The organism is Dictyobacter sp. Z7_2 (genome assembly GCF_057551105.1).
Genome location: NZ_BAAJPE010000002.1, coordinates 799,873 through 814,905 on the forward strand (window position 1 = coordinate 799,873; position 15,033 = coordinate 814,905).

Below are 15,033 nucleotides of genomic sequence, written 5' to 3' on the forward strand. Positions count from 1 at the left end.
AGAGAACAGTAACATCGTACTTTTATAGACAAAATATGCTCAAAAGTACGTGAGTACTTAAAAGCAATATTTTGCCTATATGAACAATTATTGATTTTGTTCACCACTCTGCCAACGTGGACGCGGATTCCCATTCTGAGCCGGTTTCTGCTGTTGATATGGGGTAGGAAGCAATCCCGAATTTGGTATTTGCTGGCCCTGTCCAGAATTTGATGGCTGATAGAAAGGCGGTACAGAACCGTTGTTGTAATTAGCATTGGGATTAAATTGTGGTGCGCCAAGACCAGAATTAAAGTCCTGCCCCTGGTTGAAACCCTGGCCAGGATTGAAGCTCGGCCCCGGATTAAAACCTTGTCCCGGATTGAAATCCTGTCCCTGCCCAAAGCTCTGACCTGGATTAAAATCCTGCCCTTGCCCGAAACCCTGACCCGGATTAAAGCCTTGCCCTGGATTGAAATCCTGTCCCTGTCCAAAGCCCTGGCCTGGATTGAAACTCGGCTGCTGGCTATCAAAATTCCCTAAATCACCAAAGTCCATTTGATTGCCGAAAAATCCTTGATTATTACCGTTGTCGCCGAAGCCTCCCTGGCCACCAAATGGCGATTGTCCACCGGCAGGCAATAATGGAGGATTGCTAAAATCTTGCTGATTGCCAAGTGAGAATTGATTCGAGCGTGAGCCCAGGGAGACCAGCGAACCAGTATTTCCAGGCTCAGGCAGCGGAGGAAAGTTCCCCGAGAAACTTTGTCCCCAATTGCCAGTATCAGAGCTAGAACCCAACTGTCCTCCAAAGCCCGCATCACCTTTGTCCGATATATCATTCATAGAAGCCATATTAGAGAACGAACCAAGCATATCATTTGTACGATCTGGCAAGCGGAAAGTTGATACAGAAGCACGCAATTGCTCCGAAAGTTCGGCGAGATAGCTTACACTTACGGCTGCTTCCTGAGTACCAGCGTCTGTCTGTCGGGTGATTTCAGAGATGCGACCCATCGCCACTGTGACTGCCTCAGATACGGTTGTCTGCTCGTTAGCAGCACGGGCAATGTTTTCAATCATTTGAGCCTGACGTTCTACTGCGCTATAAATGGAGTTCAGTGAACGACCAGCGTCATCGGCCAGTTGTGATCCTTTGACCACTTCCTGGGTGCTATCTTCCATAGCCACAACAGCTTCGTATGTATCACCCTGAATACTCTTGACCAGCGTTGCAATACGTTTCGTCGATTCAGTAGATCGCTCTGCCAAAAGCCGGATTTCGTCAGCAACTACTGCAAATCCTCGACCATGCTCACCAGCCATCGCAGACTGAATAGCAGCGTTCAAAGCCAGCAAGTTTGTTTGATCAGCAATATCCTCAATAATACGTACGATTTCACCAATTTCATTGGAGCGCTCACCGAGGCGTTTGATTTTCTTAGAGGTCTCTTGTACGTTCTCACGAATGAGCATCATACCCTCAATCGTTTGACGCACAGCTTGTTGACCATTGTTTGCACTACGAAGAGCTTCTTGAGCCACATCCACAGCCAACTGAGCGTTACGAGCCACGTTTTGAATGAAAATAGCCAGTGCCTCTACAGCCTCAGTGGTCTGCGCAATCTGTTTCACCTGTGTCTCAGTTGCCTGAGCCAGTTCAGCAGAACGGTCGAGAATACGACGCGTCGCGTTTGTGACCTGCACAGCCGTTGATTGTACACGACCAACGACCTTTGCCAACTCTTCAATCATATAGTTGAACGAGTCAGCCAGAACTCCCAGCGTATCAGGTGTAACTTCAGCCTGCACGCGGAGATCGCCATCACCAACCGCGCTAACTTCTTGCAAGAGTTTCTCGATCTGCGCTTGCAGGGCTGCTGCATCGTTACCAGCTGCGCCCATAGCAACACTCGGAGAAGAGCTCTGATTGTCCAAAATAGAATTTAAGGCGCTCGACAGTTGGAACAACTCTCGATCGTCAGAGACAACTGCACGCACCGAACGATCTCCATTCGCGAAATCGCGGCACACCTCAGCCAATCCCAGTAGACAATTTTTTACTTTCCGCTGCACATATAAGTTTGCAGCAATGATGGCAATAGCAGAAATAGCAGAAAAAAGAAAAGCAAGAACAGGTATTGAAACACCAGCACTACCACTAATAACTATAAAAGCAAGAACTATAAAAAGAACTACAGGAACAACTAAGCTGAGAATCAGCCCAAGAGTAAATGGGCCATTCAGCGCCGAGCCACTTTTATTTTGATCAGGATTCATCCGCCAGACCTCCATTGATAAAAATATATCTATCTCAATTTAGGTGACCATACAATAGGCCGCCGCACTATTATCATTAGGCCTCATAGCGCTGCATTTTTTCGGAGAAGAGAAGACGGGCCACATCCAGGATTATAATCGCACGGTTAGATATTGTTGCGCTTCCGGTAGCATATGGGGCCGCCCATGATGGAATAGTAGCCTGACGCACATTTCCATTGATCGCCGTAGCGGAAATCGACAACATCTCGCTCACACCATCCACAGCCAGACAGATGACCATGTCGTTACTCTGCAAAGACAACAAACGTGTACGTTGAGTATAAGGCATCTGATCCAGGTCTAAGAACATACGTGCATCTACGACTGAAACAATCGAGCCGCGCAAATTCATGACGCCCTGTACCCATGAAGCAACATTGGGAACCGCCGTTAACTCAACCAGACGCTCGACGCCCTGTACCAACTCAGCTTTGACCGCGAGTTCACGATCAGCTAAGGAGAACACGAGGTACTGTTCTCCATTCGCGATAGGTAGAGGTGTTTCTCCATTAGAAGACCCAACTCCAAACTGCCCCTGAGCAAGTTGCAACTGCAACGCTGCAACCGATGGGGAATGAGAAATTAATTGCTGAATGGCAGCAAGAGCATCACGTTTTTTCTGATCTTCACTGGACACAAAAACTTACTCCCTATAGGGCACAAGAAGCGAGGAGCATCACTCAAGGACACCTCAACAGGATAAAGACGATCCTGCCGGTACGACCCTTAAACCAGGCGTCGCACGCTCGCTACTAACTCATCACTATTAAAAGGCTTCGTAATATAGAGATCAGCCCCTTGTCGCATCCCCCAGGTTTTGTCTAATGGGGTATTTTTCGACGTTAACAAAATGATCGGAATATGTCGACTCATTTCTGAGTTTTTCAGTTTACGACATACCTGAAAACCATTTTGCTTTGGCAACACAACATCAAGAACGATACACTGTGGATGTTCTTTGAAAACTTTTTCGACAGCTTCGTCACCGTCGACGGCTGTCACTACATCGAAACCGCTATTGCGCAACGGTGTGACAATCATCGTCAATTCAGTCCAGCTGTCATCCACAACAAGTATTTTTTGCCCAGGCATCCAATTATAACCTTTCCTAACAAGCCAACCAAGTAACGGGACTTTTGGCTTACCCTTCAAACCACCCTACCCAGGATGTTGAGCATCATAGGTATGTATTGTTGCCAGAGATTAGCCACGATAGCGTAAGCGAGGACGAGTCCCTTCCTGTTGGATGGGGGCGCGTTCCTGCCAGTTGGCGAGATGTTTCTTGACTGTTTGAACAAGTTCTACGGAGTCAAATGGTTTTGTCAAATACTCGGTAGATCCTGCTAAACGGCCTCTCATCTTGTCAAACAAGCCATCCTTCCCACTCAGCATAATAATGGGAATTTGCCGAAACTGCAAGTGTTTGCGTATTATCTGGCAAATTTGGTACCCATCCATACGTGGAAGTTGGATATCAAGTAAAATAAGAGCGGGCATTTCATCAGCCACAGAGGTCAAGGCGCTCAGCCCATCACCCACAGTGACGACTTTAATATGTTCTCTTTGTAATGTCATTTGCACAATTTTGCGCACAGTAGGACTATCATCTACGACCAGCACAACTGGTTCAGCCATCAGATTGACCTCCTTCGTGTATCAGGCGACCACATATCCCCATTATTTTCTGAGGGATTTTGCCAATTTTGTACTATTCCAAGCGATGAGGGTTGAATGTTTTCTCGACCTCGAGACATCTGAGTCGTTCTGTGAGCTCGATAAATCTGGTATTGTTGGACCTCATGATCAATTTCAGAGAGGAAAATTCTCCATGCCACATTTAACTGCCGCCCGATATGTGAGTTGCCCACTTCATCCCGTAATAATTCAGTGAAGACCATACGCAAAAACGCGACCAGGCCCTGTACAGCATCCCAATAAAACTCTTCCAGTTGCTCGCCTTTGACAACTTTATTTAGCGTGAGTATATCATTACAATCAAGTTGGCCGTAGTGAAATGATGTTGTCTCTAAAATGGGAAATTGATGTTGCGCTAACGCTTGTAGCTGGGGAATAAAGCGGCGCTCAAGATAACGAGCGATCTCCATAGAAGGGATTTTTCCGCGCCCACGCAGGCTGCGTGCATACGAACCATGGTGAACCAACAAACCGTTGATACATTCCGACAAAGTATTAATCAAGCCCAGCAGGTGTTGCTCCGGATTTGAAGGCTGACGATGTTGCGCCAGCAAATATTGACACTTGATAATGATATTGGAGAGATCGCTTTGCAATTCGGTCTCTAAAGCGGTATCGACAACCTCGATGAGATTTAATTCTAGCAAACGAACCATGATGCGTGCTACACGGGCCTCCGGCATCATTAAGGCCAAAGCCACCGCTTGCAGCGTCAATTCTCCATTCGCCAGGCAAAGAACCTCGATACCTTCCTGGTTCAACCCCAAATTGCGTACATCATTGCTGACCTCTGGTTGCCACCTTGCAACCATCGTACGCGTCAGATGATTCGCCCCCTCAGCCATGATCTCTTCCCATTCATCGGCCTGTCGCAATGCTTCGAGCAAAACCGAATCGACATCCAATGGCTGCATCTTCGTTTCAAGGGGGATAACCTGGCGGTGAAAAGCAAAATGCCCATTGACCCAGCGCAACGCGTGGCTGATAGATTGCGTCACTTGAAATTCAAGACGACGTTGCATCTCAGTTACATTCATCCAACCGCGCTCAACGAGCAAAGCCAATGACACCTGCATATCACCTCGGGCCAACTCACGAATATGCTGCGCACGAGGAGGGTCGAGTTTGTTCAATAAGCATAACATCCCCAATACATCAGGTTGTGAAATACCTTGCTCATGTAACCCAACGATTTGCCCTTTACGCATGCTAATTGACAGCGTCTCTGGTCCCGAATTGACAAGTAATTTTCCAGTTTTTCCACTCAGGGCAAGCATTTTTAAAATAGATTGAAGACCTAGCGTTTGTAAGTCTCCATCCATGATGCGGTCTTGCTGCTCCATTCTTCTCCCCGTTCCTTTACCAGACTAGCTTGCAGCATTAATTAATTCATAGTATGCAAGCGGTCTCTCACAGGTATATGCAAAAATTCATCCCTGATGTTCCATCACCTGTTTGCAAGCAAGAAACACATGTCTGACGAACTCTGTCCAGAACATCTGTCCTTAGCTATCATGGCACCTATGAATGGCATAGAAGATATCCAGGCCCATCCAAGCTCCTCCACGCGCTACTCTGAGCGACGATGGATCTTGCACACGACGAATCAGCAGGCAGAAAGCACATGATAAAATATCCGTTCTTCTACAAATAGGAAGATTCGTCATTGCACAATATGGATGCCATTCTTCTCATTGCACCCAACCTCCACCTCAGTGAAAAACACCTCAACCTCATCATCTACCTAGCCACACCAGATCATCAGCGACATGATGAACCACAGTGATTTTCATCACCCACAACCACATAGTAGCCATTGGTTTCTGTAGGATAAAAAGTAAACCACCCATCAACATAATCATCTCAACATCATACAACGAATCGTCTCATAATACCAGAACTTATATTGAGATGTCGTAGCACAAAAAGTGTGATGCCCACAATTTTGTGCCCGCCTATTCACGACTATTTTTAGATATGTCTACAAGCATTGATAAAATGTATTGACGTGATATATAAAAACGTCTCTGCTATAAAATGCCCTTGGTAAGAGTGTACGCCGAAAAGCTTAAGCCCGCTACAAAAAAACCATAAGATAGCATTAAAATCTCATTAAATTTTTTGCTACTCGCCCTGTGAACGGAAGACATAGCCTATTCCAGGCTCCGTCACAATATATTTCGGTCGCGAAGGCTCCGCCTCCACTTTGAGTCTCAATTGTCTGACATAGACTCGTAAGTAATCGGCTTCTTCGCCATATTCAGGCCCCCAAACGGCACGCAGCAGCGTACGATGGGTCATCACCTTACCGGCAAATAGCATCAATTGTCGCAAGAGTTCAAACTCGGTCGGAGTCAAGCGTACCTCAGACGAACCAGCGCGTACCTGCCGGCGGATCACATCCATATACAGATAGCCATCCTCACTCGTCAGTACCTCAGGCTCACGCGCACTGGCAGCATCTTGCGTACTCGCTCGACGCAAACAGGCACGCACACGTGCTTGCAATTCATCATTACTAAATGGCTTCGTTAAATAGTCATCAGCGCCAAAATCCAGCGCCTTGATTTTCAACTTCTCCTCGGAGACTGCCGAGAGCACAATGATCGGCGTCTGGGTAAATTGACGCACCTGCACACACACTTCTACTCCATCGATGCCACCAGGTAAACATATATCCAACAGCACAAGGTCTGGTTGGTGCAACTTCACCATTTCAACCGCCTGGTCACCAGTCTCTGCGACCAGAACCTCATAACCCCCAACCGTGAGATTGCGTTTCAAAATACGTTGAATAGGCGGTTCATCATCAACAACCAGCACGCGTTTCCCTTTCACTCTCATAGCGATCCCTCCTATGCAGGTATTCTGATCCTGCGACAATGACTCCTGACCATCATCCACCTCCACTGATTACTTCCAGATTACATCGAACCGGACACATCATTTCCTGTAAGTTCAGCCGGTCGTCTATCGGGCAGAGAGACAACACTCTGTGGATGAATTGGTAATGTAAAGGTAAAGCGTGAGCCTGCACCTTCAACCGCCTCAGCCCAGATATGACCCTGGTGTGCCTCGATGATACCTTTACAAGTTGCCAACGCCAACCCATTACCATAAGATTGTTCTTTCTGAAAAGATGTAAAGATGTGTTCACATTCGTGCGCCAGAACCTTGATACCGTGATCAATGACTTGAACACGCAACAACTCACTCTCATCAGAAATAAGATCAATCATCAGATCGATTTGCGTACCATCAGGACTATGACGCGAAGCATTTTCAACCAGATTAAAGATTACTTGAGCCACACGTGCATGATCCACATAAACCAGAGGCATTGGTGATTGTATCTTTGGCAACAGTTGCCGATGTGCCAGCGCCCGTTTCAATTTTGGCAGCGCACCATAAAAGATCTCGGAAATGTCACACCACTCCCTTTTCACCTCCATGGCCCCCATCTCGATACGAGACAACTCAATCAGCGCATTGACCAGCACATTCAAGTGGTCAGCTTCGCTATCGATATCTTCGAGCATATCCCGCCGATCATCATCCGACCAAAGGAACTCTGGTTCCAGCAATCCCGTCACAGCCGCTTTAATCGTCGTGAGAGGAGTCCGTAAATCATGCGAAAATGCAGATAAAAGAGCAGAGCGATTTTTTTCATCGCGCACCTGCTCTGTCACATCTTGCACCTGCAAAGCTATGGCTTGGAGTTGTCCCGCCTGCGTATACAGCAGATAGCGCGTGAATTGATGATGGTGATCGCTGCTAAGACCATCACTGCTGACAGCCACTTCATCGCTGCCTGATTGATAGTGATAATACTTTGCCACTTGTTCGTCCACAAGCACACAGCGAAGTTCCTGTCGATACATACTATCCTGCGTAAAATCCTGCAAATAGCGACGTACATCATCCGCATTGCGCATACGCGGAAGAAGTTTGGCAAAGACTTCGACAATCGATGGTCCAACGGCCTGCCCTTGAGCCAGGGATGAAACAAGCAGATGATGATAGTAATCTGCCGATAGTTCTTCCAGACTCAGTTCGCATAGCTGGCGTGCAGCAGGATTCATATACAAACAATAACCATTCAAATCCACGACAAACCAGGCATCTTTCACCCAGTTGGTCGACAACTTTAAGTGTGTAATTAAACGATCAAGCTCTCCCAGCATGGCAGCCGTTGTCAATGCAGAGGCCGCCGTTTGAGCCAACACATCTTGAGTAGCTCCAAACGATGTCTCTCCATCAGAGTGCAGATCAGTCTGAACGCCGATATCCAGGATCTTGTCCCTTAATAATAAAGGAGAAGCCGTCAAATGCTCAACCTCAATAGGAAACCTGAGTGAATTTTCCGTCTGAATAGCATTGCGAATAGACTCGAGTTCACGCTCACTCTGCGTGAGCAGATGCTCGTTGATCCAATTCATCAGGCTACTAAAACTCAGGCCAAAAGTACGTTGCGTCTCCTCGCGCACCTGTTTGAACAGTTCAAATTCCAGGTGCTCCTGGTCAGGTGACAGCTGATCAGTAACAACCTGCTGTGCCCGATCAAGTCGTTCAATCGATGCCTGGAACTTTCTGCGCTGATTGACCGATGTCACTAGCATATCATTATGAATCGCGACAGCTGCCTGATTGGCAAAGAGCGCCAGAATATCCGCTTTGAGTGGCGTAAAGCCCCCTGTCTCCGTCGAACATAAAACCAATGCGCCATAGGCGGTCGTCCCTGTCATTAAAGGATAACAATAAAGAGAACGTAGTCCGAGTTCACTACTCAAATTATGGCTATCGGGATAATGTTCATCGGCGGCGATGTCCTGAGAGAAAAGCGGCTGACGACGTTTTAATGTCTGCCAGAAAATACTTTTTTCGCTCCGGCCACTATCGCGTTGCAAAATATGCTCAAGCAGATCTTTTTCCAGACCAAATTGAGTCTCCAGGCGTAAACGATAGTCATAGCGATCCAGCAACACGATAAAAGAGGAGACATTCAAGGCTTTAGAAACACCGGATACGATCTGTTCTAAAACGGTGGCAAGATCTACTTTGGAAGTCAGAGCATTCGTAACATCTTTGAGCGCCTGCCTTTGACGATCCTGGATGGCCGCATTGCCTCCCAGCTGAACGCTTTCTATCGCTGCGGACAAAACACGCACGACAGCATCCACCAGACGTTGCAGATTGCGATCGGTATAAGTGTGTAAAGCAGTACTGCCGAGCTCTAATGTACCAAGCACACGGTTTTCGACCATCAGAGGAGCAATCAAGGTTGAGCGCAATTGATGATACGAACTAAGCGCATAGCCACTTATAGCAGGAGAACCATCCAAGCCATCAGCATAATCGCGCACGAGCAAAGATCGTCGTTGCAACACGTGCTCCAACATAGAGTCGTTGAGTGGATGCTGGTGCAGATGCGCCACCCAGATATCTTTTTCGCGCTCACAGACAGTGACACGTACTGCCTGTCGATCATGACGAAGTAGCACAATGCCAAAGATATCAAAAGGGACAGCCGGTTCTAACTCCGCTGCTAAACGCGTATAATCAGGTTTAGTACCACGTACACTGGAGACAATCCGTGCAATACGCTCTATAATTGTAGACTCTTCAAGAGCAGAGGTGTGTGTTCTTGCGTCCATTACTTCCGCCAGATCTCACGACATATTCATCCACTAATCGGTGCAGATGAGATTGTTTCGGTTATGAAGATGGGATAGAGATCAGATGTGCCCTGGTACATTTTTTCCATTTTGGAACTTCAAGCACGCAGTGATTACTATCAGCAAGTACAAAAACGTCGTTACAGTTCTATACACGACAAACAATTACAATCCAATTATGGCATCAAATCTCTATTTACCTGCTAAATACCTGTTTGTCATTGCCACCAAGTATACCACACCTCTACCGGTAGCGGTCAATGCCTCAACTCTCCACTCTCTACTCAATCCCCTTAAATCCGTATCAAACAAGAGCACTCAACCCCCTCCACAGGCTCCGCGACGCTCTGCTGTCAGGAGATTGAGCACTACATTGCTTGCACGTTTATTTTAATGCAGATTTTATATATGATTACAGAAGCTACAGTTGCCAGGCACTACTTCTGCGCATATCCAGTCAGTTCCACATATCCCTGGCCAGTTAGCGGCCGACCATTGCCATTTCCATCGATACTGACAGCACCTTCCCAATAGATGTTTCCTGTAGAATTCCTGGTATCCAATTCTTGATTTTTAAGCACAGGCTGGATAGTCAGTGTCGTCTTAAGATGAGGATCATCAATTTGCAAGCGCCAGCCGGATGGATAGGTAATGCCCGTAGTGGGGCTTGTCCATTGCGACAGTACAGTCGTATGGAGAGCATTGGCAGGAAAAACTATGCTCTTTCCATCAGCTTCAATATAATCTGCATATGTTGAGATGACCTTTCCGGAAGCATCACGAATAGAGTAGAGCATGATCTCAGTATTATTGTTCAGTTGCAGACTGTACCAGTTCCAACCACTCCCCCCAAGCGTGAGAAAATTCCCCCATTGATGATCCATCCAGACAGTGCCAGTTACCTTTAAGCTCTGATTGTGATCTACCAATGTTCCATCCAGCGCCATCCGCGTCCGTGAATAGTAATACGAATAGCCTCCCAATCCATAGGTAATCAGCCCATTTCCGTTGTGCAAAGAAGGCGCCTTTAAGCTATTCAGGTTGACATTGAGCGCGTAGCTGTTCATGGAAGCGATCAGATGGTCTTTACCATTTAATCCCTGGATAGACCAATCTCCAACATGCTCATCAATGCCCTGGGTGGATTGCCCATCAGGGGCTTTGCCACTATATTGCGTTACAATACGTTGATCATAATGAAACTCACCACGTGTAACGTCTGTAATGGCAAAATGTGCAGGATAGACCAGCGGCAGATCACTCCGCGAAACTTGAAAAACGACGAACTCAAAACCATAGGTATGCTGCTTACCTGTCGCATCTACCGCCTGCATATGACCAGTGTAATACCACCACTCGGTCAGATTGGGATGCGCTCCTTCATCTTGCGGAAAACGAACGGCCGGCAAAGCTGGCTGCTCGTCTGTATGACGCACTTGTGGCAACGTCGCCGCTGTAGTAGCTAGCCCTGGAAAAGCACATGATGAAAGGACAACTGCCAAAAAGAGGGAGGCGCTTACTAACAAGGATCTCTTGCGTAACCATACACTCATTTTTTATCACCTCTCTGCGTACCGGCTTCACCAGCAGACAATACCATCGATGGATCATTCACCGCTACCTCTTCGCTATATTCAGCCAGAGCAGGTGGACGACGTTGTATCCCATAAAATGGGAGCCACCAATTCCACGGCCCCAGGAGACGCATCGTGGCTGGGACCAGCAGTCCGCGCACCAGGGTAGCATCGATCAGAACAGCCAGAGCCATACCAACGCCGACAGCCTTTACCAGGATCATATCCGCGGTTGCAAAACAAATGCTCACGACGATAACGATCACAGCCGCGCTGGTAATAATACCGCCACTGCGCTGTAAACCAAGCGCGACAGCGCGTCGATTATCCCCCGTCTGCCAGAAAGCCTCCTGGATACGGGAGAGCAGAAAGACCTCATAGTCCATAGAGAGGCCAAAGATAGTACAGAACAGCAAAATAGGACTCGAAGCTTCAACATATCCAAGCGGCTCAAAGTTCAGCAGTTGATGCAAAAAGCCCTCCTGAAAAATCAGAACGAGCGCACCATAGCAGGCGAGAATAGAGAGGGTGTTCATGATAATCGCCTTCAATGGCAATAATACTGAGCGGAAGAGCAGGAAGAGCAGGACATAGGTAGTGAGCGAGATGACTAAAATAGCCAGAGGAAAATCAGTATAGAGAGAACTGACGTAGTCTATATCTGCTGCCGTTCCACCATCGACCAATACCGAGATACCATTGCCGGGATGCGTGTTCCGAATGGTCTCGACCAACGCTTCTGAACGCGGATCGTTCATGGTATATTTGCTGATCACCTGCACAAAGAGGGTGTTTCCTACCACTGTCGATTTCGCGAGAGGTCCAAGATAAGGATCAGAGATGTTTTGCGGTTGAGCATAGAAATATTGATATTGCGCCAGAGTAAAACGAGGATCGGCACTGACAATACTATCAACACGCCCAACACGAGGGTCGGCCTCAATTCGCTTGACATAGTAATAGAGGTTCTCAATGTTGGTGGGAGTAAGCACGTTCCCCTGCGTCTGTACAGCCATGAGAATTGGAGTAGTCTCCTGCTGGTTAAAGCGTTGCACTAATAGATTATATGCGGCTCGCGATGGTACGGAAGAGGGTAAGATCGAGGCATCGGGTGCGGAGAAACGCACACTGAGAAAAGGCAAGCCAAAGCTAATCAATAAGAGCAGGACAGGGAAAAATACGCGCAATGGATAACGCATCACAAACTGCGAGAGTCGGTACCAGAAGCCTTGATGCGGATCAATATTACCTGCGGCTTCAGGAGAGGTGACAAGAGGAGCAGAGCGTCTTCCCAGACGTGGGAAGCGAACCGGGAAAGCATTCACGCGCAATCCAAGTAGAGAGAGCATGGCAGGAAGCAAGGTAAGCGCTGCCGTCACAGCTAAGATCACAACGATAATTCCGCCCAGGCCCACTGAATGCAGCATATTAATGTGAAAAAAGGTCAGACCAAACAGACCAATAGCGACGGTTAAGCCCGAGCAAGCCACGGCACGTCCGGCCGTGGCAACTGTCACCGCGATAGCCTCCTCAACATTGCGTCCATGATGAATCTCCTCACGGAAACGACTCACCATAAAGAGAGAATAATCTACTCCCAGGCCAAGACCAAACAGGGTCGTGATATTAAGGACAAAAATAGAAAGAGGGGTCAGATGTCCCAGGCCAAAGATCAACGCCAGTGACACTACGACAGCGAAACCACCTACTAAAGCGGGCAATATAGCGGCCACGACTGAACGAAAAACAAGCAACAAGGCAATGATTGCAAAGGGGAAGGCAAGCAGTTCGGCGCGTCTCAAATCATTTTCGCTCACCGTCTGAATATCTTCATAGAAAACTGGTCCCCCACCTACCTGACTCTTCAGATCAGGAACTTTCTGCAAGCGTCTTTCCAGCTCAGGGAGCAGGCTTGCGGCATCATTGGGATCAGTCTTCATCTGTATATCAACATACGCAGCATGATAATCTTGTGATACCTGGCGGGGATTATCTATGAATGTGGTCACTTGCGCCACCTGAGACCAGCTGCGCACGTTAGCCAGAGCTTGCTGCGATTGTTGGATAAATTGAGGATCATTCACGGAGTAGCGATCACTTGTAAAGATCACCTGCACAATAGTTTCACTCACATGGAGTTTCTGTGTCAGCAGATCGATGGCTTTCTGTGATTCTGCATCGGGGCTGGCAAATCCACCTGATTGTAATACTTGACTCGCTCGCGGCGCAAATGGGAGAGCAATCACCATGGCAAGTATCCATATGCCCACGATCAACCAGCGATGGCGGGTGGCAAATTTGCCTAGACGGTAGAACATAAGTAACCTCTCTAGAATAGCGTAACAGGAAACAAACTCTGCCCGCTCCAAACTATGACGAACTTGCTCGTCAGGAGGGGTAATTGATTTATTATTTTCTTTCTATTATTATCAACTCGTGCTCCTGGCTGTGGTATAATAAGAACATTATTCCATACTTAGAGCTATCCACATCTGTCTTCACACGAACAATTCATCTACTGGATACTATTCAAAGATACAACGAAACCTGGAAACCTGCCAAGCAGTGTTCCTGCTGCGCTAAGATCCATCAAACAGCTAGCAGCAGATAAACGTCCTTTCGTTAGAGGGAGTTATTCATTATGGCTAAACCAGCCGCAACAAAAAAACCAGCCACGACCACTACCCAGGCTCCAATTAAAGTAATCTCAGTTAACCGCCAGGCGTACCACGACTACACGGTGGAGCGTACAGTAGAAGCGGGCATCTCCCTATTAGGAACTGAGATCAAATCTATTCGTGAGGGCCATGTCCAGTTACGAGGTGCGTACGCCATGGCACGCAAAGGTGAGATCTGGCTTGAAAACGCAAATATCGCCATGTATGATCATGGGAACCGCTACAACCATGATCCAATGCGCTCACGCAAACTACTCCTACATAGACGCGAGATCGATCAGTTACTGACAAAAGTCGCAACAAAAGGTCTGACCCTGATACCTCTCAAGCTTTACTTAAAGGGAGGACACGCCAAACTCGAAATCGGACTTTGTCGTGGTAAAAAACTCTATGACAAACGCGAAACCATCGCGAAACGAGATGTGCAACGTGACATGGAGCGCATTGTACGAGGAAAGTAGCATCAGCATGATAATTAAAGGACTAGATCATGCCCAAATCACGATTCCAGTGGGAGCGGAAGAGCAGGCACGACAATATTATTGTCACCTGCTTGCCCTACCAGAAATAGAGAAACCAGCAACATTAAAAGGGCGTGGTGGTTTCTGGCTACAAGCAGGTGATCAGCAGATTCATATCGGGGTTGAAGATAACGTTGAGCGCACAAAGACGAAAGCGCATCTTGCCTACGAGGTTACCAATATTGCTGGCTGGAGGGAAAAATTACAGGCACATGGATTTCAAATTATGGCTGGTGTGCCAATTCCTGGCTATGATCGCTTCGAAACACGTGATCCCTTTGGCAATCGTCTCGAATTCATTCAAGCCCTGGTGTAAGGCAAAAGAGCGCATATTATTTTTATGCATCGCTCTTTTGCCCGAGAACAAAGGCCTTTATCTGGCAGACTTTGACTTCCGAGAACTATTCAACGTCCACAGAGCAATCACCGCTCCAGCAACAATTAAAAGTATTGCAAACACTAACAGCACAAAAAGAAGAAGACGCATACTATCTGTATCCATGAAATTCTTCATAATGCTCAATTCCAACACATTTACCATAAATACTTTTCACTCCCCCTTCCCTATAATAAGTTTCTAGCAGGCAGG

12 protein-coding genes are annotated in these 15,033 nt (G+C 47.3%); 3 read left to right on the forward strand and 9 right to left on the reverse strand.

All coding sequences use genetic code 11. From position 1 onward, the window contains the following. Positions 1-87 precede the first annotated feature (87 nt). The 5 genes from AC27N8_RS16850 to AC27N8_RS16870 all read right to left on the reverse strand — a co-directional run bounded on the left by AC27N8_RS16850 (position 88) and on the right by AC27N8_RS16870 (position 5,339). Entirely contained in the window at positions 88-2,259 is a 2,172-nt protein-coding gene (locus AC27N8_RS16850) for a methyl-accepting chemotaxis protein (protein ID WP_487068554.1), read from the reverse strand. 76 nt (positions 2,260-2,335) lie between these two features. Next, a complete protein-coding gene (locus tag AC27N8_RS16855) occupies positions 2,336-2,938 on the reverse strand; it encodes a chemotaxis protein CheW (RefSeq protein WP_487068555.1) in 603 nt (200 codons plus the stop codon). A gap of 89 nt (positions 2,939-3,027) precedes the next feature. Continuing rightward, positions 3,028-3,393 carry a response regulator transcription factor gene (locus tag AC27N8_RS16860; RefSeq protein WP_487068556.1) on the reverse strand — a complete coding sequence of 122 codons (366 nt, stop codon included), beginning with the start codon at positions 3,391-3,393 and terminating at the stop codon, positions 3,028-3,030. 111 nt (positions 3,394-3,504) lie between these two features. Continuing rightward, on the reverse strand, positions 3,505-3,936 hold the full coding sequence (locus AC27N8_RS16865) for a response regulator (protein ID WP_487068557.1): 432 nt from the start codon (positions 3,934-3,936) through the stop codon (positions 3,505-3,507). After that, positions 3,936-5,339: a DUF4388 domain-containing protein gene (locus AC27N8_RS16870; RefSeq protein WP_487068558.1), complete on the reverse strand. Its 1,404-nt coding sequence runs from the start codon at positions 5,337-5,339 to the stop codon at positions 3,936-3,938. The genes AC27N8_RS16865 and AC27N8_RS16870 overlap by 1 nt, the downstream gene beginning before the upstream one ends. Before the next feature lie 129 nt (positions 5,340-5,468). On the opposite strand from AC27N8_RS16870, the gene AC27N8_RS16875 reads away from it, so the two are divergent. Then, positions 5,469-5,624, forward strand: coding sequence for a hypothetical protein (locus tag AC27N8_RS16875; protein WP_487068559.1), 156 nt, complete (start codon positions 5,469-5,471; stop codon positions 5,622-5,624). Between the two features lie 496 nt (positions 5,625-6,120). On the opposite strand, the gene AC27N8_RS16880 is transcribed toward AC27N8_RS16875, so the two are convergent. From AC27N8_RS16880 to AC27N8_RS16895, 4 genes are all read right to left on the reverse strand, one after another. Continuing rightward, entirely contained in the window at positions 6,121-6,840 is a 720-nt protein-coding gene (locus AC27N8_RS16880; RefSeq protein ID WP_487068560.1) for a response regulator, read from the reverse strand. 80 nt (positions 6,841-6,920) lie between these two features. Continuing rightward, entirely contained in the window at positions 6,921-9,650 is a 2,730-nt protein-coding gene (locus AC27N8_RS16885; RefSeq protein WP_487068561.1) for a sensor histidine kinase, read from the reverse strand. A gap of 458 nt (positions 9,651-10,108) precedes the next feature. After that, positions 10,109-11,224 (reverse strand): lipocalin family protein, encoded by a 1,116-nt coding sequence (locus AC27N8_RS16890; protein WP_487068562.1) that lies wholly within the window; start codon positions 11,222-11,224, stop codon positions 10,109-10,111. Beyond that, positions 11,221-13,563, reverse strand: coding sequence for an MMPL family transporter (locus AC27N8_RS16895; RefSeq protein WP_487068563.1), 2,343 nt, complete (start codon positions 13,561-13,563; stop codon positions 11,221-11,223). The genes AC27N8_RS16890 and AC27N8_RS16895 overlap by 4 nt, the downstream gene beginning before the upstream one ends. Positions 13,564-13,886: 323 nt before the next feature. Between AC27N8_RS16895 and smpB the strand changes: the two genes are divergently transcribed. Continuing rightward, positions 13,887-14,384, forward strand: coding sequence for an SsrA-binding protein SmpB (gene smpB / locus AC27N8_RS16900; protein ID WP_487068564.1), 498 nt, complete (start codon positions 13,887-13,889; stop codon positions 14,382-14,384). Positions 14,385-14,394: 10 nt separating this feature from the next. Continuing rightward, positions 14,395-14,760 carry a VOC family protein gene (locus AC27N8_RS16905; RefSeq protein WP_487074703.1) on the forward strand — a complete coding sequence of 122 codons (366 nt, stop codon included), beginning with the start codon at positions 14,395-14,397 and terminating at the stop codon, positions 14,758-14,760. Positions 14,761-15,033 lie beyond the last annotated feature (273 nt).